22 protein-coding genes and 1 pseudogene are annotated in these 21,235 nt (G+C 65.0%); 14 read left to right on the top strand and 9 right to left on the bottom strand.

Going from position 1 to position 21,235, the window contains the following annotated elements; genetic code table 11:
* Nucleotides 1-11 precede the first annotated feature (11 nt).
* Genes nikB through ACFQO4_RS13510 form a run of 5 tightly spaced genes read left to right on the top strand, consistent with a single transcriptional unit; the run spans nt 12 to nt 4,612 of the window.
* Nucleotides 12-959, top strand: a complete 948-nt coding sequence (gene nikB, locus ACFQO4_RS13530; protein ID WP_500261413.1) for a nickel ABC transporter permease — start codon at nt 12-14, stop codon at nt 957-959.
* Complete coding sequence (nikC, locus tag ACFQO4_RS13525; RefSeq protein ID WP_500261412.1) at nt 956-1,882, top strand: nickel transporter permease; 927 nt, start codon at nt 956-958, stop codon at nt 1,880-1,882. The genes nikB and nikC overlap by 4 nt, the downstream gene beginning before the upstream one ends.
* 2 nt (nt 1,883-1,884) lie before the next feature.
* Entirely contained in the window at nt 1,885-2,955 is a 1,071-nt protein-coding gene (locus tag ACFQO4_RS13520) for an ABC transporter ATP-binding protein (RefSeq protein WP_500261411.1), read from the top strand.
* Nucleotides 2,952-4,007, top strand: coding sequence for an ABC transporter ATP-binding protein (locus tag ACFQO4_RS13515; RefSeq protein ID WP_500261410.1), 1,056 nt, complete (start codon nt 2,952-2,954; stop codon nt 4,005-4,007). The genes ACFQO4_RS13520 and ACFQO4_RS13515 overlap by 4 nt, the downstream gene beginning before the upstream one ends.
* Before the next feature lie 20 nt (nt 4,008-4,027).
* Complete coding sequence (locus ACFQO4_RS13510) at nt 4,028-4,612, top strand: hypothetical protein (RefSeq protein ID WP_500261409.1); 585 nt, start codon at nt 4,028-4,030, stop codon at nt 4,610-4,612.
* A gap of 38 nt (nt 4,613-4,650) precedes the next feature.
* Here ACFQO4_RS13510 and ACFQO4_RS13505 read toward each other — a convergent pair whose 3' ends face one another.
* On the bottom strand, nt 4,651-4,848 hold the full coding sequence (locus ACFQO4_RS13505; RefSeq protein ID WP_254157503.1) for a heavy-metal-associated domain-containing protein: 198 nt from the start codon (nt 4,846-4,848) through the stop codon (nt 4,651-4,653).
* Nucleotides 4,849-5,009: 161 nt separating this feature from the next.
* Between ACFQO4_RS13505 and ACFQO4_RS13500 the strand changes: the two genes are divergently transcribed.
* Nucleotides 5,010-5,240 carry an Lrp/AsnC ligand binding domain-containing protein gene (locus ACFQO4_RS13500; RefSeq protein WP_253437094.1) on the top strand — a complete coding sequence of 77 codons (231 nt, stop codon included), beginning with the start codon at nt 5,010-5,012 and terminating at the stop codon, nt 5,238-5,240.
* Between the two features lie 181 nt (nt 5,241-5,421).
* Here the strand turns inward: ACFQO4_RS13500 and ACFQO4_RS13495 are convergent, their stop codons facing one another.
* Nucleotides 5,422-5,964, bottom strand: coding sequence for a DUF5813 family protein (locus tag ACFQO4_RS13495; protein ID WP_500261408.1), 543 nt, complete (start codon nt 5,962-5,964; stop codon nt 5,422-5,424).
* Between the two features lie 209 nt (nt 5,965-6,173).
* On the opposite strand from ACFQO4_RS13495, the gene ACFQO4_RS13490 reads away from it, so the two are divergent.
* On the top strand, nt 6,174-6,320 hold the full coding sequence (locus ACFQO4_RS13490) for a hypothetical protein (RefSeq protein WP_500261407.1): 147 nt from the start codon (nt 6,174-6,176) through the stop codon (nt 6,318-6,320).
* 6 nt (nt 6,321-6,326) lie between these two features.
* Here ACFQO4_RS13490 and ACFQO4_RS13485 read toward each other — a convergent pair whose 3' ends face one another.
* On the bottom strand, nt 6,327-6,716 hold the full coding sequence (locus tag ACFQO4_RS13485) for a DUF7522 family protein (protein WP_253437085.1): 390 nt from the start codon (nt 6,714-6,716) through the stop codon (nt 6,327-6,329).
* Nucleotides 6,717-6,875: 159 nt separating this feature from the next.
* On the opposite strand from ACFQO4_RS13485, the gene pan2 reads away from it, so the two are divergent.
* Together pan2 and ACFQO4_RS13475 are read left to right on the top strand one after the other, a co-directional pair.
* Entirely contained in the window at nt 6,876-8,102 is a 1,227-nt protein-coding gene (gene pan2, locus ACFQO4_RS13480) for a proteasome-activating nucleotidase Pan2 (RefSeq protein ID WP_500261406.1), read from the top strand.
* A gap of 110 nt (nt 8,103-8,212) precedes the next feature.
* On the top strand, nt 8,213-8,695 hold the full coding sequence (locus tag ACFQO4_RS13475; protein WP_500261405.1) for a pyruvoyl-dependent arginine decarboxylase: 483 nt from the start codon (nt 8,213-8,215) through the stop codon (nt 8,693-8,695).
* Nucleotides 8,696-8,815: 120 nt separating this feature from the next.
* Here the strand turns inward: ACFQO4_RS13475 and ACFQO4_RS13470 are convergent, their stop codons facing one another.
* The 3 genes and pseudogenes from ACFQO4_RS13470 to ACFQO4_RS13460 form a co-directional block, all read right to left on the bottom strand.
* Nucleotides 8,816-10,735, bottom strand: coding sequence for an aldehyde ferredoxin oxidoreductase family protein (locus tag ACFQO4_RS13470; RefSeq protein ID WP_500261404.1), 1,920 nt, complete (start codon nt 10,733-10,735; stop codon nt 8,816-8,818).
* Nucleotides 10,736-10,941: 206 nt separating this feature from the next.
* A complete protein-coding gene (locus ACFQO4_RS13465; RefSeq protein ID WP_312909103.1) occupies nt 10,942-11,124 on the bottom strand; it encodes a DUF1328 family protein in 183 nt (60 codons plus the stop codon).
* Nucleotides 11,125-11,227: 103 nt separating this feature from the next.
* A pseudogene (locus ACFQO4_RS13460) lies at nt 11,228-12,796 on the bottom strand (bacterio-opsin activator domain-containing protein); the annotation flags it as partial.
* A 107-nt stretch (nt 12,797-12,903) separates the two neighbouring features.
* Between ACFQO4_RS13460 and ACFQO4_RS13455 the strand changes: the two are divergent.
* Complete coding sequence (locus ACFQO4_RS13455) at nt 12,904-13,113, top strand: HVO_0649 family zinc finger protein (RefSeq protein WP_254157481.1); 210 nt, start codon at nt 12,904-12,906, stop codon at nt 13,111-13,113.
* 163 nt (nt 13,114-13,276) lie between these two features.
* Complete coding sequence (locus tag ACFQO4_RS13450) at nt 13,277-13,906, top strand: HAD family hydrolase (protein ID WP_500261403.1); 630 nt, start codon at nt 13,277-13,279, stop codon at nt 13,904-13,906.
* Here ACFQO4_RS13450 and ACFQO4_RS13445 read toward each other — a convergent pair.
* The 3 genes from ACFQO4_RS13445 to ACFQO4_RS13435 all read right to left on the bottom strand — a co-directional run bounded on the left by ACFQO4_RS13445 (nt 13,903) and on the right by ACFQO4_RS13435 (nt 18,041).
* A complete protein-coding gene (locus ACFQO4_RS13445) occupies nt 13,903-14,550 on the bottom strand; it encodes a helix-turn-helix domain-containing protein (RefSeq protein ID WP_500261402.1) in 648 nt (215 codons plus the stop codon). The genes ACFQO4_RS13450 and ACFQO4_RS13445 overlap by 4 nt on opposite strands.
* Before the next feature lie 80 nt (nt 14,551-14,630).
* Complete coding sequence (locus tag ACFQO4_RS13440) at nt 14,631-16,505, bottom strand: molybdopterin biosynthesis protein (RefSeq protein WP_500261401.1); 1,875 nt, start codon at nt 16,503-16,505, stop codon at nt 14,631-14,633.
* A gap of 234 nt (nt 16,506-16,739) precedes the next feature.
* Entirely contained in the window at nt 16,740-18,041 is a 1,302-nt protein-coding gene (locus ACFQO4_RS13435; RefSeq protein WP_500261400.1) for a molybdopterin molybdotransferase MoeA, read from the bottom strand.
* A gap of 91 nt (nt 18,042-18,132) precedes the next feature.
* Here ACFQO4_RS13435 and ACFQO4_RS13430 point away from each other — a divergent pair, with 91 nt between their 5' ends.
* From ACFQO4_RS13430 to ACFQO4_RS13420, 3 genes are all read left to right on the top strand, one after another.
* Nucleotides 18,133-18,957 (top strand): E3 ubiquitin--protein ligase, encoded by an 825-nt coding sequence (locus tag ACFQO4_RS13430; protein WP_500261399.1) that lies wholly within the window; start codon nt 18,133-18,135, stop codon nt 18,955-18,957.
* Nucleotides 18,958-19,122: 165 nt separating this feature from the next.
* Nucleotides 19,123-19,518: an Hsp20/alpha crystallin family protein gene (locus tag ACFQO4_RS13425; protein WP_500261398.1), complete on the top strand. Its 396-nt coding sequence runs from the start codon at nt 19,123-19,125 to the stop codon at nt 19,516-19,518.
* Nucleotides 19,519-19,593: 75 nt separating this feature from the next.
* A complete protein-coding gene (locus ACFQO4_RS13420; protein WP_500261397.1) occupies nt 19,594-21,198 on the top strand; it encodes an ABC1 kinase family protein in 1,605 nt (534 codons plus the stop codon).
* Nucleotides 21,199-21,235: the final 37 nt, after the last annotated feature.

The raw sequence follows: 21,235 nt of genomic DNA, 5'->3' as shown, positions 1-21,235 counted from the left end.
ATAGATATACGATGTGGAAATTTGTCCTCAGACGGTCCGTAACGTCCTTGTTCGTCCTCTTCGGGGTGTCAGTCCTGACCTTCCTCATGGTGTTTTTCACGCCGGGGGATCCCGCGGAGACGATTCTCCGCCAGCAGATGGGTGGACGGACGCCACCGGATACAGCGATCGAGCAGTTTCGAATAGAACAGGGGTTGAACGATCCAATACTCGTTCAGTACGGAGATTGGGTCACGAACATCCTGCAGGGGAACCTCGGCCAGTCCTACCACAACGACGCCTCGGTCGTCCAGTTGATTTTCGAAAACCTCTGGCCGACGTTCGAACTGGCTCTCGCCGGACTGTTCGTCGCCCTCGTTATCGCGGTCCCGACGGGCGTCATCAGCGCCGTTCACAAGGGCGGTCGACTCGACTACGGGAGCCAACTTGTCGCGCTCCTCGGACTATCGATGCCGAACTTCTGGCTGGGTTACCTGCTTATGCTCGTCTTCGCGATTCAGTTGGGCGTGTTACCAACGTCCGGGTACGGCACGGCCGATCGACTCGTGTTGCCGGCGATCACACTCGGTACTGGCATGGCGGCGATCGTCACCCGCCTGCTCCGGTCGTCCATGCTCGAGGTGCTCGACGAGGAGTACATTCGCACAGCGCGATCGAAGGGATTGCGTGAGCGTATTGTGGTCTACAAACACGCCCTGCGTAACGCTCTCATCCCCGTGATCACGATCGTCGGGCTTCAGTTCGGGTATCTCCTCAATGGAGCCGTCATCATCGAGATGGTCTTTCAGCGACCAGGTCTTGGGCGACTCCTGATCGATTCGATCTTCGCCCGCGACTACCCGATCGTCCAGGGACTCGTCCTCGTAATCGCGATGTTCTTCGTCGTCACGAACTTCCTGGTTGACGTCACCTACCGATACGTCGACCCCCGAATCTCGTTCGAAGGTGCATCCAAATGACTGACGCAAACCTCGGCAAACGCGCGTCGCTCGACGGTCAAACCCGCCGCGAGCGGTTACGATCGCTGTACAACTCACGAAAGGCACGACAGTTTCGGTCGAACACGTTGAACGTCGTCGGACTGATGATCGTTCTGACCATCCTTTTCAGCGCCCTGCTCGCCCCGTTTCTGACGCCGTACGAGCCGGCCAAACAGGATCTCGAGAACCGCCTCGAGTCCCCGTCGGTCGACCACCCGCTGGGGACCGACCAGCTCGGCCGTGACATCCTGACGCGATTGCTCTACGGCGCTCGCATCTCACTGCGAATCGGCGTCGCCGTCGTCGGTATCTCGCTGGCGATCGGCACGGCAGTGGGAGTGACGGCCGGGTATGCTGGCGGCTACGTGGACGAAGCGCTGATGCGGTTCGTCGACGTCCTGCTGGCGTTTCCGGGGCTCTTGCTCGCGCTCGTCATCGCCGGCATCCTCGGGCCCAGTCTGACGAACATCATGATCGCGCTCGCCGTCGTCGGCTGGACCAGATACGCTCGCGTGATACGCGGGAGCGTACTCTCGGTCAAAGAACAGGAGTTCGTCAAGGCTAGCCAGTTGATGGGTGTCGGTCGTCTCACGATCGTCGGTCGCCACATCGTGCCAAACGTCATCGGTCCGGTGGTCGTCCTCGCGACGATCGACATGGCCGGCGTGATCCTCGGGACCGCCGGACTGTCGTTCCTGGGTCTCGGCGCTCAGCCGCCGACGCCCGAGTGGGGGACGATGATATCCGAAGGACGAAACTACCTGCAGGACGCCTGGTGGGTCGTGAACTTCCCCGGCCTGGCGATCATGCTCGCGGTTCTCGGATTCAACTTGCTCGGTGACGGGCTTCGTGACGTCCTCGATCCCCGGGAGACGGACGCGGTACAGAACGAGGGATTCTAAGCATGACAGAACCACTGCTCTCGGTCGAAAATTTACACACCTGCTTCGATACGTACGAAGGAACCGTTCACGCCGTCAACGGTGTGAGTTTCGACGTCGCCCAGGGAGAGATCCTCGGCATCGTGGGCGAGAGCGGCAGCGGGAAATCCGTCACCGCGCTCTCGACGATGCGACTCGAGAACCCTGGACGGATCGCCGAAGGATCGATTCGGTTCCGGGACACGGAGTTGACGACGGCCAGCGACCGCGAGATCCGACGGATCCGCGGCGATGGCCTCTCGATGGTGTTCCAGGATCCGATGACGACGCTCAACCCCGTCTTCACGGTCGGGGAACAAATCGTCGAGTCGCTGAAGATCCACGACGACCCGACTGATCAAACGCTTCGGGAGTATCTCCGCGTGCCGCTCTTGCACGACCGCTCGGACTGGCGGGAAAAGCGCGCGCGGGTCGTCGAATTGATGGAGGAGGTCGGAATCCCTAACCCGGCCGAACGACTCGACGCCTATCCACACGAGTTCTCGGGCGGGATGCGCCAGCGGGCGATGCTCGCCATCGCGCTCGCCAGCGAACCCGATCTCTTGATCGCGGACGAACCGACGACCGCCCTCGACGTGACGATTCAGGCACAGATCCTGCGAATCATTGCCAGACTCAGGGACGAACGGGACATGTCCGTCGTCATGATCACCCACGACTTGGGCGTCGTCGCCGACATCTGTGACCGGGTGGTCGTGATGTACGGCGGCGAGGTCATGGAGAGCGGACCGGTCGAAGAGATCCTGCAGGAACCCAAACACCCCTACACGCAGGCGTTGCTCGAGTGCATGCCCCAGGAAACCGCTCGAAAGGAGCGCCTGGAGACGATCGAGGGGCAGGTTCCGGATCAACTCGGCGACGTCACGGGGTGTCCGTTCGCGTCTCGGTGTGACTACGCTCGCGAGGCGTGTCGGTCGGGACCGATGCCGACGGTCGACTGCGGCGAGGATCACCGGGCGAAGTGCTGTGAAATTCGTCGGGTAAATGATGATCCCACGCTGGCCTCGACCCTCGACGCGGAGGGAGAACGATGAGCGCGCGAGTCGAATCGACGGACGACCGCGATCACGAGCGCGACGCGAGCAGGGTCGTCGAACTCGAGAACGTCACGAAGGAGTTCGCCCTCGACGACTCCCTGCTCGATCGTCTGTTCGGTACGCGGACGACGATCACCGCTGTCTCCGGCGTCTCGCTGGACGTGTACGAGGGTGAGACGCTCGGAATCGTCGGCGAGAGCGGCAGCGGAAAGTCGACGCTCGCGAACCTCGTTACGGGGCTTCACTCGCCGACGGCGGGCGACGTTCGGATCGATGGGCAACCCGTTGGGTCCGTAACGAAGCGCTCGAGCGAATTGCTGGCCGACGTAGGGGTCATCTTCCAGAACGCCAAATCGAGTGTCGATCCGCGGATGACCGTCAAGCAGGCGATCGCCGAACCGCTCAAGACGCAGGGTTGGTCGCGGGCCGATCGGAGAGACCGTATCGCCGAGTTGCTGGAACAGGTGAACCTCTCGGAGCGCCACGCTGATCGATACGCCCACGAACTTTCGGGTGGTCAAGCCCAGCGAGTCGCAATCGCCCGGGCGATCGCGACAGAGCCGCGGGTGCTCATACTCGACGAACCGGTATCCGCGCTCGATGCCTCGGTGAAAGGGAGCATCATCAACCTGCTGTTGCGTCTCCAGCGCGAGCTCAATCTCACCTACGTCCTCATCAGCCACGACCTGAGCGTCGTCAAGCACATCGCCGATCGCATTGCCGTCATGTACCTAGGTGAGTTGATGGAGGTTGGCGAAGCGGGTCGACTCTTCGAGTCGCCAGCCCATCCCTACACGGAGGCGTTACTCGCATCGATTCCCGACCTCGATCCCACCACGTCGGTGCTCGATGCAACCATTCTCGAGGGTGACATCCCGAGTCCGGTGGATCCGCCCAGTGGATGCGTCTTCCACACGCGATGTCCGATCGCCGAGGACCAGTGTCGAACGGACGTTCCCGACGCGGTTGACCTCGAGGGGACGGTTTCGAAGTGCCACTTCGCCGAGCGCGTCGCTCGGACGAACAACCAGCAGGAATATGGGTCATGACTCGAGATAGCGACGAGAGAATGGACGGCGACTCTCCGGCGAAAACGACCGACGATACGGAAGAAGCGAGCGACGCGGCACCAGTGGACCCGTCGGACGCCGAAGCGACCGTCCGGTCGGCGATCAGCGACGAACTGGGCGTCCCCGACACCCCGCCGGACCCGGAAACGAGTTCGCACGTCCTCCCCGACGAGAAACTCGCCTACCCCGACTTCACCTTCGAGTCGGGGTCGATGGACGAGGACGGGGGATTCGACCTCGAGCAACCTCTCGACCGCGAGTCGATGGGCGCGTGGCTCGAGGACCTCTCGAGCGGGCTCGCCAGTCACGACGTCGGGGTGTCGACGCCGACCGACCGAGCCATCTTCGGCGTCGGCACCGGCGACGTCTCGATGCGGTTCGATCCCGACGAAAACTACACGGGCACGCTCGAGGTCACGTTTTCGGTGAAGGCGAAGCTCATGACCTTCTCCGACGATCCCGACGAGCGCGAGGCGGGGGCTCGCGGCGGCGAAGGATTCATCCCGCTCGAGATGCTCACGAGCGAAAAGCGGCCGGAGCACTTCCGGTGTTACAACTGGATCGACGATCCGATCGATCGGTAAAACGTGTAGAACGAGCGGGCGTTCGCGGTGGGCCGCGTTCAGGCGGAGGCGTCGTAGCCCGCGTTCTGGATCGCTTCGACGAGCGCGTCGACGTTGGCGTCACCCTCGACGGTGACGGCGTCCGATTCGTTGTCCGCCGACGCCTCGACGACACCGTCGACGTCCTCGAGCGCCGATTCGACCGTGTCTTCGCAGCCGCCACAGCTCATGCCAGTTACCGTGATGGTTCGTGCCATACACTCACTTTGGGCTCCAGGTTTTTGCCAGTTACTGCTTCGACGTCTCGTTGCACTCACCGCGGGACTTTTGATACGAAAGTTTCGACGAATCCTCGAGCCGTCGGCGTCGGTGGCCGGGCAAACACTTTAGTCGTGCCAAGGAGTACCACACGAAAGAAATGGTTCACGCGTTCATCATGGTGAAGACCGCTGCCGGCAAATCCGAAGGACTCCTGGCGGGCATCCGCGACCTCGAGAGCGTGTCGGACGCCCACATCGTCGCCGGCAACTACGACATCATCGCCGAGGTCGACGCCGACGAGGTGTACGGCGTCCTGAAGGCGGCTTCGGGAGATATCCAGAGTCTCGATGGTGTTTCGGATACGAAGACCTACATCGCGATGGACTGAAGCGACGGTCACGAGACCGCGTCCAGCGCGGCGGGTTCGTCGCTCGAGTTCGTGTGGACCGGATCGAGCCCGCCGGAGGAATCTATCGCTCGAGTTCGTAGGGATGAGAGAGGACACAGTCCACCTCGAGCCAACAATGCGGACGCATCCGTTCAGCGTGGGACGAGGCGAGTGAGCATGATCAAAACGGGCTGTCGTAATCGTCGCCGTGGTCGCCAGCAGTACCTTCGCCAGCCCGCTCTCCCGCAGTCTGGGCGTTCTCGAGCAGCGTCGCCGCGGGGCCCCCGTACTCATATCCCGGAACGATGCCCTGCGCGTAGGTTCCCTCGACGTACTCGATCAGGGCCTTGGCGTCGTCGACCCCCTCCCTGGCGTCCCAGGCGACGTACTCGAGGGTGACCGTCACGACTCCGTCGTCGCGGTCAATTCGCGGCGCGTCGTGCGTGTCCGTTTCGGCGACCGTGAACACGTCCGCGAGTCGGCGTTCGAATGTCTCGAACCAACCGTCTTCGACTACGGGGGCGACGCGGTCGGCAGTCGCCGCGTCGAGCGTCGGCAGTCGGACGACGACGGTAATTGACCCATCTCGCGGCCCCTCGGCGGCGGTCGCTGTCACGCGCGCCTCGAATACCGTGGTCTCGAGCGCGTACGTCGCGTCGTCGACCGGCGAAAACGCCTCGTGCGCCTCGAGTGCGTCGGCGACGGCCGTCGGTAGCTTCGTCATACGTGGGCGAACGGTGGGTACGAAAATGGGTGTTACGCCAGCGGTGCGGCCTCGGCCTGCGATGTCAGGGTCTAATAGAACCGTCCCGTCACTTCGGCTACCATTTCACTGGCGTTCGGTCGGTTCCCGTCCATTTCGCCGCGAACAACAGTGGGATACAGCGTTAATGTCGTGCATAACTACACGTGGGTCGACCGTTCGTCGGAAGCATGGCACTCGATAAGTACGCTGCGGAGAAGCGACGGTTCGCTCGACTGCTCGGCACCGACGGGGAACTCGGTTCGGGATTACCGATCGGCTCCCCCGACGGACGGAGCGAGTCAGGCGACGACGACGAGCGGTCGGAAGCGTGTTGACGGCGCTTACTCGCGGTTGCGCTCGCCCAGGAACGACTCGAGACCGGTCGCGACTTCTTCGAAATCCTTGACCGTCAGCCCGTCGGTCGTCGCGAAGACGCCCTCCCGATCGGTCGTCACGCGGATGAGAAAGCCGTTTTCGAACACACGGATGGTGTACTCGTAGTCGCCCAGTTCGGAGCCCTCGTAGGCGGTCTGGGCGGTCTTGAAGCCGCGCCACTCGTGACCGATGAAGCTCGTGAGGTCGGCGTCGCGCTCGAGGTCGCCGCGGAGGTACAGCTGTTCGAAGTCGTCCCGGGTGAAGTACGTCACCGACCGGAGGCTGTCGCCGACGGCGGTTCGACAGGTGGTGACGATCTGATCGGCTCGTTCGTCCGTGAGCAGACCCGTGGCCATACCGGGAAAGGGAACCCCGGCCGCATAAATGGCGCGGGCGACGCTCGACGGGTTCTGGGCCCGCGCCGTGGACGTTCGCCGGCGAACCGAGGCCGCATCGATATCCTCACCGGGACCCAAAGGCAGATGTACCGTCGGCAGTTATGCTCGGTTGTCAGGATGTCTCGAAGTCCCTCGCTCCCCGACACACCGAGCCGGGAGATCGATCCCGATCTCCCGGACGAAGAACGGCTTGAAGCGCTCCACGACCACTTTCTACAGCTGACAGCTGCCAGCGAGCAACTGTCAGAGCAACTCGACGCCGCCCGCGACCGGCGAACGCGACTCAAAGAACAGGTCGACCGTACCAAACGCGAAAACGAGGTCCTCAAGAGTTCGTCGCTGTACCTCGCGACCGTTGAAGACCACCTGGGCGACGAGGTCATCGTCAAGCAACACGGGAACAACCAGGAGGTGCTCACCGAGATCGGCCCCGACCTCGCCGAGGAACTCGACTATGGTGACCGCGTCGCGGTCAACGATTCCTTCGGTATCCAGCGGATCCTCTCGGCGGAGACGGACGCCCGCGCGCAGACGATGGAGATCACGGAAAAACCCGACGTCAGCTACGACGACATCGGGGGGATCGACGACCAGGTTCGCGAGGTCAGAGAGGCCGTCGAGCAACCGCTCGCCCAGCCCGAGCTCTTCGAGAACGTGGGAATCGAACCGCCAGCCGGCGTCCTGCTCTACGGGCCGCCGGGCACGGGGAAGACGATGCTCGCCAAAGCTGTCGCCACCCAGACCGACGCCACCTTCATCAGGATGGCTGGCTCCGAACTCGTCCGCAAGTTCATCGGCGAGGGCTCCCGACTGGTTCGGGACCTCTTCGAGATGGCTCGCGAACGCGAACCCGCCGTCATCTTCATCGACGAAATCGACGCCATCGCCGCGAAGCGAACCGAGTCGAAGACCTCCGGCGACGCCGAGGTCCAGCGGACGATGATGCAGCTGCTGAACGAGATGGACGGCTTCGACGAGCGCGGCGACATCCGCATCATCGCAGCGACTAACCGCTTCGACATGCTCGACGACGCGATCCTCCGTCCAGGGCGGTTCGACCGTCTCATCGAGGTCCCCGAACCCGACGAGGACGGCCGCAAACAGATCTTCGAGATCCACACGCGGAACATGAACGTCGACGACGAGGTCGACTTCGAGGATCTCGCCGAACAGACGGTCGGGTTCACGGGCGCGGAAATCGAATCCGTCGCCACCGAGGCCGGGATGTTCGCCATCCGCAACGACCGGACGACCGTCGGGCAGTCGGACTTCGAGGCTGCCCTCGAGAAGATCGAGGCCGGCGAAGCGGAAGTCGTCACGTCGGCAAACTACTTCTTCGACTGAGCAACGCTGTCGACGCCTTCGAGCGACACACTCGAGGCCCGCAATTTACGTACCGGCACGACGCCACCGGAATCGCAAGCCCTTACGCCGTCGATCCCCGACTCCCGCTCATGAGTGCAATTCGCGTCGTCTGGGGGTCGGCGGTCGCCTCGACGGAGATGGCCTCCTACGACGCCGCCCTGGCCGACGCTGGCGTCGAAAACTACAACCTCGTGACGGTCTCGTCGGTGATTCCCGCAGCCGCCGACGTCGAGGCGGTCGGCACGGCGCCCGACCTCGGCCCCGCCGGGGAACGACTCACCGTGGTACAGGCTCGAGCCACCGTTCACGGCGAGGGACGCACCAGCGCCGCGCTCGCGTGGGCCCAGTCCGATTCGGGGAACGGTCCCGGCCTGTTCTACGAGAGCGCAGACGAGACCGACCCGGAATCCGTCAAATCCCGGGTACTCGAGGGGCTGGCGGGCGGACAGACCCTGCGCGAGTGGGTGTTCGACGAACCCGAGACGCGAATCGAGACAGTTCGGGGGGAACCGGACGGCTACGCGACGGCCGTGGTGCTGGCGGTGTACGGCGAGAGCGAGCCGATCTGCTAGCGGATTTTCGGAGCCGATTCTCGAGGCGCAGATGGAGCTAGCGCGCCGGCTGGACGCCGCTCGAGTGGGTCGGCTCGCGTCGAAAAATGGCAGGTGATCGGAAGCGAGTCGGCCTCGCAATCAGTCGTCCGCCGGAGCCGGCGAGTCGCCGGCCGAAACGCCGGTGCCGGGGCCCATATCGATGCCCAGTTCGTCGAGTTTCTCGTCGGGGACGACGCCGTCGACCCAGCCGCGGTGTTCGTAGTACTCTTCTTTCATCTCCTCGAGTTCGCAGTACTCGCCCTCGCTGGCGCCCTGGCCGCGGATACCGTCCTCGAGGAACCGATCCGGCAGGGAGTCGTCCGCGCCGTCGAAGCCGGCGAGGTTGTTGTAATAGCGCTCCAGGTTGTAGATGCGCTCGCCAGCCTCCATGAGTTCGTCCTCGCTCACGTCGAGCCCGGTCATGCCGTTGTACTGGGAGACGTACTCCTCGATGCCCTCCGCGAAGGCGTTGAACTTGCAGATGTCGAAGCTGTCGGAGATGGCGTGGAGGTCCTGGAAGGCGGCGGTCAACTCGCCTTTGCCTTCCCACTCGTAAGGATCGACCTTCTCGGGAATGCCGAGGATCTCGGCGGCGGGGGTGTATCCGCGCAGGTGACACGCCCCGCGGTTCGAGGTGGCGTAGCCGATGCCCATCCCCTTCATGCAGCGCGGGTCGTAGGCGGCGATGGTCTGGCCCTTGACTGCGAGCGAGTTGTCCTGAGCGTCCTTGCGGTCGGCGACCCGGCGCGGCCCCTCCGCGAGCAGGTCGGCGAGGTCGTCCTCGCGGCGACCGATTCGGTCGATCATGTCGATCATCGTCTCGTAGTCGCCCCACTCGAGGTCGCCCTCCTCGAGTTTGCCCTGCTCGGACATCTCCATGGCCATCGCCATCATGTTCCCCGTCTCGATGGTGTCGACGCCCACGTCGTTACAGCGCTCGATCATGAGGGCGACGGCGTCGCGGTCGGTATGTCCCGAGTTCGGGCCGAGCGCGTAGGCCGACTCGTACTCGTAGGACTCCGTCCGGACGTTCATCTCCTCGCCCTTGTGCATGGTCTGCACCTCGACTTCCTTCTTGCAGGCGACTGGACAGGAGTGACAGGTCGGTTCGTCGACGAGGATGTTCTCGCGGACGTTCTCGCCGGAGACACGCTCGGCGTCGATGTCGACGCCTTCGGCCTCGCGCATGCTCTCGGTCGAGGTGTACTGGGCGTTCTTCGTCGGGAGGCCGTCCATCTCCTCGCCGATGTTCATCAGGACGTTCGTCCCGTACATCGAGAGACCGCCCTCGTTTGGCGCGGTGACGTCCGACTCCTGGATCGCCTTCATCGCTTGCTGGTGGCCCTCCCTGAACGTCTCCTGGTCCGCGGGCTTGGGCATCTTCGTCGTCGACTTGACGACGACCGCCTTGAGATTCTTCGAACCCATCACGCAGCCGGTGCCACCCCGACCGGAGGCCCGATCGTCCTCGTTCATGATGCAGGCGTACTTCACGCCGTTCTCGCCGCCCGGGCCGATAGCCATCAGCGAGAGGTTCTTGCCGTAGGAGCCGTCTACTTCCTCCTCGAGTCGGTCTCGCGTCTCGTGGACGCCGCTTCCCCAGAGGTGAGAGGCGTCACGGAGTTCGACCTCGCCGTCCTCGACGACGGCGTAGACGGGGTCGTCGGCCTCCCCTTCGAACAGCAGGCCGTCGAATCCGGCCCACTTCAGCCGAGCGCCGGACCAGCCGCCGTGGTGGCTGTCGGTGACGGTGCCGGTCAGCGGCGATTTGGTACAGACCGCGATCCGACCGGACATCGGGACCTGCGAGCCAGTGAGCGGACCGTTCATGAACGCGAGCAGGTTCTCGGGCCCCTCCGGGTCGACGTCCGGGCCGTTTTCGAAGACGTACTTCACGCCGAGACCGCGAGCCCCGATGTACTTCCTGGCGTCCTCGTCGTCGATCGGCTCGTAGTCGACCGACCCCGAGGAGAGATCGATGCGAGCAACCCTGTCGTGAAAGCCGCCGAGTTCTGTCATGGTAAACTCTCTTCGTTATATTCGTTTCGTAGCCTGTTAGGCGTTCCCACGGGTCCGTAACCAATTGTACTTACGTCGTGGAAAACGTCGACGGACTCGGCCCGATGACGAGTCCGAACGCTGGCGTCGCTTCTCTGGTTTCGGGTCTCTAGCCTCTGGTTTCGGGTCTCGAGTCTCGGTACACAGAAACCGAGACTCGAGGGCGGCTACAGTAACAGGGCGACGATCGCGAGGATGATGAAGATCAACACGAAGATCCGTGCGATCTCCATACTCACCCCGGCGACGCCGCGGGCGCCGACCGCCGCGGCGATAATCGCCAGGACGAAGAAGATGATCGCCCAGTACAGGAAGCCGCCGCCACCGATCTGAAGCGGGATCTCGAGCATGTGTGATCAGCCACCACAATCGAGTATATAAACGCTGGTGACTGTCCTACTCGATTTTCGACGCTAAGGGACGACTACGCGATGGGCCGCGAGAATAAGCCGATCATTCTTCGGTCCGCTCGTCGCCGAAGAACGCCCGACAGAGTTTCGCTTCGGCGTTTCTGAGGTGTTCGTGAAACGTCGGCCGGGAGACGCCCATCGAACTGGCGAGTTCCTCACCGGTGGTCGGACGAGGCCACTCGAAGTAGCCGCCGAGGTAGGCCCGCTGGAGGGAAGCGAACTGGCGGTCGGTGAGTGCGTCCTCGAGTCCGGCGGCGAACTCTTCGCTGGTCTCGCCGCCGCGTTCGCGCTGACGAAACGAGAACACGTCCGCCCCGTCGTAGCGGGCCTGAACCGCCTCGACGACGCCACGGACGTTCGTCGAGTGTGGAATCTCGAGGCTGACCCGGGCACGGCCGTCCTCGGCCTCGATCGACTGGACGAGGATGCCGCGTTCGGAGAGCCACTCGACGAGGTCGTCCTCGGCGTCGAGTTCGATCAGCGTGCGGTCCGCCCGCTCGACGAGAACGGCGAGGTCGACCCCCTCGAGACCGTCGGCGGCCCCCGTTAGCTCCTCGGCGTCGGCGTTCGTGACCGTAAACAGCGATGCCGTGTCGTCGCCCGTTCGGTGAACCGATCGGCGGTACTCGAGGCGGCCGTCCGTTTCCGCGCTGATCGCGACCGGCGCGAGGGCGCGGTCGCGGATCTCGAGTTCGACGACGACGACGGCGTCGGTCGCGAGCATGCGACTCGTCTCCCGGGCGTTGATCCCGCTGGCGACCGCTCGCGCCAGTGCCGAGAGGATGATCGTTTCCCGGTCGTCGACGTCGCGTTCGGCGGCGCTGCAGACCGTCAGCGTTCCGTACTCGACGCCGTTGTAGTCGAGCGGAAACGAGGCGTGGGTCCACCCCTCGATCGTATCGACGGCGACCGACCCCGTGTCGAGGGTGGTCGTCGCCGGGTGGTCGGCCTCGATCGGCACGTCGCCGGGATCGACGCCGACGCTCGCTCGTACCTCGAGCGTGTCTGTTGCAGGGTTTCGCTCGCCGATCCAGGCCCCCTCGTAGGCGGCTTCCTCGGCGATTCGGTCACACACTGCAGTCTCGAGGTCGCTCCGGGATATCGATCCGGCGACGGCGCTGGTCACGTCCTGGATCAATCCCTCGACGCGCTCGAGGAGGTATTCGAGCTCCTCGGTTCGTTCCTCGAGGGCGAACTCGGCTGCCTTTCTGGCCGTGACGTCGTTCTGGAAGCCGACGTAGTGCGTGACGATTCCCGACTCGTCGCGAACGGGGGCAATCGTCACCTCATTCCAGAACTCGGTGCCGTCGTCTCGGTAGTTCCGGAGTTCGACCGTCGTCGGCCGTTCGTCCTCGATCGCAGCCCGCATTTCCGCGACGGCTTCGGGGCTCGAGTCCGGCCCCTGGAGGAATCGACAGTTTCGTCCGAGAACCGCCTCACCGTCGTAGCCGGTGAGTCGCTCGAAGGCCGGATTGATGTAGACCAGCGGATTGTCCTCGCGGGACGGATCGGAGAGCGAGACGCCAATCGGTGCCTCGTCAATAGCCCTCGCCATCACGGCTCGGTCAACGTCGCCTTCTCCGTGTCGTCCGTCCGTGTCGTCCATGTTCGTTCTAGTTTCGGACCGATCATAAAACGTCAGTCTCTGTCGTGGTGGTGAACATTCAGGGTATGTGATTGATGCGGACAATTATACGACCTCGAGTTGTATGTTAACACATGTCTATACAGCGAAGTCGGTCACCGTTCGAACGACTGCGCCAGCGACTCGATCGAACCAGCGCCCGGTGCCGAGAGTGCGGCTACGACGGCGACGACGCGGGCTGGCACGTGACGACGTCCGGACGGTCCGTCCACTACCGGTTCGTCTGTCCCTCCTGTGCCGGCGTCGAGACGAGGGAGGTCAGGCTCGAGTCACCGCGTCGGTGAGGGTCACAGTTCTGTGAGTTCCGCGCCCTCGAGCGAGTGACGAATGACGTCTGACCCTTGACGCCCGACGTCCGGTGTCCGGCGCCCGACAGAGGAAACCCCGTCACCGACGGCGCTTGCGGCGACACACACTTATAAGCGGAGCGATTATTGGTAGCTCCACATGGTCTCGGAGTACGACTTCTGGCTCCTCGATCTCGACGGAACCCTGGTCGACGTCGAGTGGTCCTACACCCGCGAGGTGTTCGACCGCGTCGGTGACCGGCTCGGTCGAGAGTTCACCGACCGGGAGGCCGACATCCTCTGGAACGGCCTCACCGGCTCTCGCGACGCCCAGCTCAGGGCCTGGGGCATCGAGCCATCGGCGTTCTGGGACGCCTTCCACGCCGAGGAGGACCCGCTCGTTCGCGCCGAACAGACGTACCTCCACGAAGACGCCGCGTTCGTCGGCGACCTCGAGACGCCGGTCGGCCTCGTCACTCACTGCCAGCAGTTCCTGGCCGATCCGGTCCTCGACCACGTCGGGATTCGCGACTGGTTCGACGACGTGCTGTGCTGTACCCCGGAGACGGGCTGGAAGCCCGACCCCACGCCCGTCGAACGGGTGATGACGAATCTGGGCGTCGCGAAAAACGGACACCGGGGCGTCCTCGCTGGCGACGGTGCTGGCGACGTCGGCGCAGCCTGGAACGCGGGTCTCGACGCGATCCACGTCGAACGCGTCGGCCACGACAGGCGCGGACGCTGCGTGCTCGGCGATTACCGCGTCCACTCGTTCGAAGAACTGTTCTAATCGGTCGTTTGCTCGTTCACTGGCTGTACCTCCGCGTCGACCAGCGTCCCGTACGCGCGCCGCAGTCGTTCCGAGAGCGCCTGGTGGGAGATGCCGAGGTCGCTCGCGAGTTCCTCCATCGAAATCTGGCGCGGAATCTTGAAGTACCCCTTCTCGAACGCGGCCGTCAACGCCTCGTGTTGCTCCGGCGTGAGCCGCGTATTCCCCGTCGACACCGTCGTGACGTCGGTAACGCGGATCAAATCGACCACGATGCCCTGGCTCTCGAGCGTCTCGTGGGTGTCGACGAGGTGTTCGCGCGTCCGAAACCGCATCTTGAACTGCCACCAGGAATCGACGCCGCTCGCCTCGAGCAACGAGCCGCCAGAGGAGAGCAACTCGTCGTAGAGGTACTGCGCGCGCTCGGAGTCGACGTCGTAGAGGAGCCGATCTTCGGCGCTCGCGACCAGTTCGAATCGCTCGATCGTGTCGTCGGCCGCGAAGGCGTTCTCGATCGCCTCGCAGGTCGTCCCCGAGACCCAGATCGACGGGAGCGTCTTCGACACCGAGGACTCGAGCTCGAGCCTGGCCTGTGGCGCTCGCTCGAACGTCGTTTCCATGGCCGTATCCGAGGCCGGGATCCGAAACTCGGCAATCGTCGACATCAGGCCCACTACACCGCTCGGGCGTAAAACTGCTACTTCGAAGATCCTGACTACCGGGGCCCTGAGACTGTCTCCGTGCGTTATTCGAGTTTCTCACGAAGGGCGGACTCGAGTTCTCGAACGCCCGGTTTGTCGACGCGGTCGGCCGCCGCCCAGACCCGGACGGGTTGCTCGCCGCAGGAAACGAATCCGAGGCTCAACCGCTTTGCCGTCTCCTGGAGTCCGAGTGCGACGTCCGCTTCCCCGCCGATGACCCGTCGAGCAGGGCTCTCGTGAGCGCGCAGCCCCAAGTTGAAGCCGTCGATGGCCGCGGTGAGGTCGTGACGGTCCCGGCCGCGTTCGTCCGCGAGTTCCGCGAGGGCGACGCCTAAGCTCGTTCGCAACCCCGAGTCGGTCGTCCGATTGACGAACCGCAGGTCGCGGTCGACGAGCGACTCGAGTCCCTCGATCTCGGCCGGGTTCCCCGCAGGCACGATCAGCCCCCACTCTCGATCCCAGGAACCGAGTTCGGTGCCCTCGGGTTCGCGATCCGGCTCGACCGGCCCGGCGACCACGGCCACGTCCGGCGTTCCCGTCCGAAGCCGCCGCAGTGCGGGTCGGGATCCGATCGGGAGGTATCGTGGTCGCTCGAGGCGGTCGAGAACGCGGTTGAGGGTTGGATCGTCCTCGCCGACGCCGAACAGCGTCGGGAGCCGACGATCGGGCGAGAACAGTCGGACCTCGAGTGCTGCGCCGACCTCGAGGTAGTCCGTGTTGGCATCGATCTCGACGACGCCGTCGGCCTCGACGAGGCTGGTCGTCGCCCCGCTCCCCTTGTCGACGGGGTAGACCAGGTACTCGCCGTCGCCGTCGGTCGTGACGCCGACCGGAAGCAGGCGATGACGGCCCTGCTCGGATCGCTCCTCTCGAGCCAGGCGACCGGTCAGCGTCGCCGTCTCGGGTTCCGGAACGCCGGCCGCCTCGCGGATGGCGGGCGCGACGAACGTCCGGAAGACCATCATCGCCGAGACGGGGTAGCCGGGGAGGCCGACGTAGGCGGACCGTCCCGCCGAATCCGACCGCTCGAGGCGCCCGATCAGCATCGGCTTGCCGGGTTTGACGCTCACGCCGTGCAACAGCAACTCGCCTTGTTCCTCGATCACGCGGTAAATCACGTCGACCGCGCTCGCGCTCGTCGATCCGGACGAGAGCACGAGATCGCACTCCTCGGCCGCCTCCCGAAGCACGCGCTCCATCTCGGCGGGGTCGTCGCCCGCGTGCGGGTAGAGCACCGCCTCGCCGCCTGCCTCCTCGACGCCCGCGGCGACCGTGTAGCTGTTGACGTCGTAGATCTGCCCGCGGGCACTTTCGAGGTCGTCGCCCGGGCGAACGAGCTCGTCACCGGTCGAGACGATTCCCACGCGAGGGCGGGCGCGAACGGGTACCTCGTCGACGCCCAGCGCCGAGAGCAGGCCGATCTCCCGCGGCGTCAGCTCCGTCCCCGGCCCAAGCGCCCGCTCGCCGGCGGCGACGTCGGCACCGGCGAACATGACGTTGTCTCCCGGCGCGACGCTCGTGCGGACCAGGACCGTCCCATCCTCGAGATCCGTCCGCTCGACGGGAACCATCGCGTCGGCCCCCGGCGGCATCACCGCCCCGGTCGAGATTTCGACCGCTTCGCCTGTTCCGACCTCGAGTCCCGGCTCCTCGCCGGCGTGAACCTCCCCCACCAGTTGGAGGCGGGCCGGATCGGCCTCGTCCGCGCCGAACGTGTCGCTCGCGCGGAGGGCGTAGCCGTCCAGGCTCGATCGATCGAAGCCGGGGACGTCGAGTTCTGCGTCGACGCGCGCCACCAGTACCCGGCCGCGCGCCTCCGACAGGGGAACGCGGTCGATGCCGCCCTCGAGCGACAGCGACTGGATCGCCTCGTGGGCTTCCTCGGGCGTCGCGAGATCCCGAAATTCCTTGCGGTCCATGGGCGTTCTTGGGAGCGATCCGGTAAAAACCTCGAGTGTCCGTCGGCGCGTTCGGCTCACTGCGCTCCGATCACTGTGCGGAGGTTTATATAAGAAGGAGCGGCCAACCCCGGCGTGAACTGACTCGGGACGCGATTCGCGCGGCGGTCGTGCGACACGACGGATCGCGGTCGCGGTCGCAGTCGCAGTGTGTCGCCTGTTCGCCACAGTCCGGCGCCTCGGTGACCAATCCTCTCAGAACCAGGGCTCCCAGTTCTCCACCGCCACTGTCTCACCCGCCGGAATTCCCTCTCGCTCTTCCGGGACGACGACCCAGCCGTCGGCGAGCGCGACGCTCGAGAGCACGCCCGACCCGCTCGCTCGCGTGGGAGTTGCGACCAGCTTCCCACCTTCGCTCCCGTCCTCACCTTCTTCGTCTGCCTCCTCGACTCCCTCATTCGCCTCGAGCGACACCCGAGCGAACGTCCGCGTTCCTGGTTCCGAGGCGATCTTTCGCTCGAGACGTGCCGTCACCGTCGGGTGAGGAGTCGCCTCGGTCCTCTGGAGCCACGCGAGCGTCGGCCGCAGGAACTGGACCGCGTTGATAAGACACGCCACAGGGTACCCCGGCAACGCGAGTACCGGCGTTTCCTCGACGATTCCGAGACAGACCGGGTGACCGGGTTTCAGCGCGACGCCGTGAACCAGCACCTCGCCGAGGTCGTCGATGACCTCCGGCAGGAGATCCCGCTGGCCGACCGAGGAACCGCCGGTCGTGACGACGACGTCCTTCGTCAGGTCGCGCTGGATCGCCACGCGAAGCGCCTCGGCGTCGTCCGTCACGACCTCGCGGTGGGTCGCGCGACCGCCCCAGCGCTCGACCAGTCGCGAGACCGTCAGCCCGTTGGTCTCGATCACCTCGCCGGGGTCGGGATCGGCCTGGACGACCTCCTCGCCGGTCGGCACGACGCCGACGGTCGGTCGACTCGAGACGAGCGGCCGGTCAGTCCCCGCCGACCGGAGGAGGCCGAGGTCCGAGGGGCGCAGTCGATGGCCCGGTTCGTACAGTTTCTGGCCAGCCTCGACGTCCTCCCCGACGGGCGCGACGTTCTCGCCCTCGGCGACCGCGTCGAGCACCTCGAGTTCGTCCGTCGCCCCGAGCGATTCGGCGTGCTCGAGCATGACGACCGCGTCGGCGTCGGCGGGGACGGCGCTCCCGGTGTGGACCCGACGGGCCGTTTCCGGGGGGAGCGCGGTTTCGGGGTCGGGCTGATCCTCGAGGGCCAAGACCGCGGGCGAGCGTTCACTCGCACCGAACGTGTCGGCCGCTCGCAGGGCGTAGCCGTCCATCGCCGCTCGCTCGTAGTGGGGGACGTCGACGTCTGCGGTGATCGGCTCGGCCAGGACGCGGCCGTCGGCGCGTGAGAGCGCCACGCGTTCCCGATCACACCCGACGCTTCGCTCCTCGAGGGCGGCCTCGAGGGTCGATCGGGCGTCGTCGACGCGGGTTCTGACTCTGAACCCCGACTCCGTTCGGTCGCGGTCGGCACCCTTCATACCGCATAGAGGGACGGCCGAGGAGGAAAAACGTGCGGGTCGGATGCGAACCCGACGACTTTTATCCTCACCTACAAATTGGAATCCGAACATGTCCGTCCTGGTCCTCTCTCTGGCCGCCCTCGGTATGCTCCTGGGCTTCGTCCTTCTCGGCTACGGGCTCCGCGAACTGGGCTTCGCCTATCGGCTCTTCGCACGCGAGCCGCACACGGTGCTCGACACGCCCAACGGCGGGTCCGTCGAACTGTCCGGAACCGTACTCGCCTGGGACGACGTCCTCGAGTCGCCGTTCACCGAGACGGCCTGTGTCGCCGTCGAGTACGCCGTCGAGGAGAAACGCCGGAAGTCGACCAACAACGGAAGTACCACGAAGTGGGTCGAAATCGACAGGGGGACCCTGGTCGTACCGTTCCGCCTCGAGGACGAGTCGGGGAACGTCCTGGTCGATCCGCGAGGGGCGGACCTGCGTCTCACGACGGACGCGCGGATTCGCGTCGAGGGAGGTGAGGCGCCGCCGACGCCGATCGCTCGCTACATCGAGCGCGACGAGGACGTCTCCGACGAGAACACGAACCTCTCGCTCGGGCCGCTCGAGATTTCGACCGGGCGGGATCGGCGCTACCTCAAGCGCCGGCTGGACGTCGGGGAGTCGGTCCACCTGCTTGGGACGGCCCGGCGAGATACGACAGCCTCTCGAGAGACCGGGCAGGTGAATGCCGTCGTCGAGCGGTCGGTCTCGCCGGAGTCGGGCCTGTTGGCTCACGTTCGCCACCGTCTGCTCGGTCCGCCGTTTTTACTCTTCGACGTGACCGAGCGCCGAGCGGCACGCCGCGTCGCGGTCCGGGGACTGCTCTCGACGCTCGCGGGCGTCCTGTTCCTCGTCATCTCTCTCGCCGTCGGCGGCGGGGGTCTCTGATCCTTTCGTGGGTATGGAGACGTTGGTCGGGACGGGAACAGTGGGTTGGTACAAGAGTGATTGGTCGGGACGGGACCGGTGAGTCGGCACGGTAACGATCGATCAACACGGAAACGATCGGTCGGGACCGCGGCCTTTTTCGTCACGGCGTTCGAACCGGTCACTATGTCAGCGCTGCGCGACGCCCTCCGGGACCTCTCCGACGCCGCGTTCTTCGACCTCCTCGAAAGCGACGATTCTTACCTCCTCGTGCTCGACGTGCCGGGGGTTTCCGCCGAGACCGTGGACGTCGCCGTCGAAGACGGCCGCATCCGGATCGAGGCTCGCCGCCAGAAGAATCTTCCCGAGGAGTACCACTACCTCGAGGAGAACCGTCCGCTCTTCGTCGACGTCGACCTTCCGCTGCCCGACGACGCGACGGAATCCGACGCTGCGGCGAGCGTCGACCGCGGCGTGCTCGAACTCGCCCTGCCGAAACGGGAGGGATCCGACAGGACGCCGATCGACGTCGTGAGCGATTCCGAGGATTCGGCCACCGGAGACGCCGACGGAGACGTCTAACCTGGGTGAGCTAACCTGGGCACCCTTCGCGCGTATCGACGGTTCGTCGTCGTCGCGTGGCACTTCCTGCCGCTGTTGCTGGCGTACGCCCGCGACCGCCGGCGCTGGCTCATCTTCGGACGACCGCGCCGTATCGGCTCGGAGACCCACCGCGAGCGGGCGGAAGTCCTGCTCGAGTCGTTGCTCACCCTCGGTCCGACGTTCATCAAACTCGGGCAGTTGCTCTCGACGCGACCGGACGTCCTCCCGCCGGCGTACATCGACGTGCTCTCGGCGCTCCAGGACGAGGTACCCCCGGCCGACTGGGCCGACGCACGGGTCGTACTCGAAGAGGACATCGGCCCGGTCGATACCCGTTTTCAGGACTTCGATACCGACGCAATCAGCGGTGCCAGCCTGGGACAGGTCTACCGCGCATCGATCGGCGGCGACGACGTCGCCGTGAAGATCCGGCGGCCGGGAATCGAGGCCCTCGTCGAGGCCGACCTCCGGGTGGTCCGGTGGTCGCTCCCGGTACTGATCCGGTTCGTCGACGAGTCCCGGTCGTTCTCCCTCGAGAACCTGGCCGACGAGTTCGCGAAGACGATTCGCGAGGAGATGGACTACCATCGCGAGGCCCGGATGCTCGCCGAGATCCGCTCGAACTTCGCCGACGACGATCGGTTTCTCATCCCGGAGGTGTACGAGGGCTACTCGAGCGACCGGGTCCTGACGATGGAGTATCTCGGCGGGACGAAGATCAACCGCGTCGACGAACTCGACGCGAAGGGAATCGACCGCCAGCAGGTCGCGGAGAACCTCCAGCGATCGTACCTCCAGATGATCATCGACGATGGAGTATTTCACGCCGATCCCCACCCCGGAAACCTGGCGGTGACCGACGACGGACGGATCGTCTTCTACGACTTCGGCATGAGCGGTCGCGTCGACGCGTTCGTCCAGGACAGGATCGTCGAGTTCTACATCGCGATCGCCAACCAGGACATCGACGCGATCCTCGATTCCCTCATCGCGATCGGGACGCTGAGTCCCGAGGCCGATCGGGCCGTGATGGCCGACGTGATGGAACTCGCCATCGCCGACGCGCGCGGCGAGGACATCGAGCAGTACCGCGTCCAGCAGATCGTCGGCCAGATCGAGGACTCGATCTACGAGTTTCCGTTCCGCCTCCCGAAGAACCTCGCGCTCGTGCTCCGGGTGGCGACCGTCGTCGAGGGCGTCTGCGTGACCCTCGATCCCGACTTCGACTTCATCGCAACGGCGACGGACTACCTCACCGAGCAGGGTTACCGCGAGGAGTCGATACAGCGGGTCCTCGAGGACACTGCGGGCGAGGTCAGGGACGCCAGTCGATCCGCCATCAGGATCCCGCCGAAACTCGAGCGAACCCTCGACCGATTCGAACGGGACGACCAGTTCGTCCGGGTCGGGGTCGAGGACAGCGATCAGGTGTTCGCTACCCTGGCGAAACGGCTCGTTTACGGCATGTTGTTGACCATGTCGCTGTTCTCGATGGGGGTGCTCTACGCGCTCGACGCACCCATCGCGGCGGTCGTCGCGGCGATCTTTTCGGTCGTCCTCTCGATCGTCCTCTACTGGTCGTTTCGGACGCCGAGTTCCATCTCGACGAAACCGCAGTTCACGCGCCAGAATCTCAGGCAGCGTCGGGAGCAGGAGTAACCGAGGCCAGTCAGTGGCGATCGGCCAGTCTCGAGCG

The sequence above is a fragment of the Saliphagus sp. GCM10025334 genome (genome assembly GCF_042663485.1).
Lineage (GTDB): Archaea > Halobacteriota > Halobacteria > Halobacteriales > Natrialbaceae > Natronosalvus.
The sequence above is the reverse complement of the archived record's forward strand: the minus strand, read 5'-3'. Positions and strand labels throughout refer to the sequence as shown.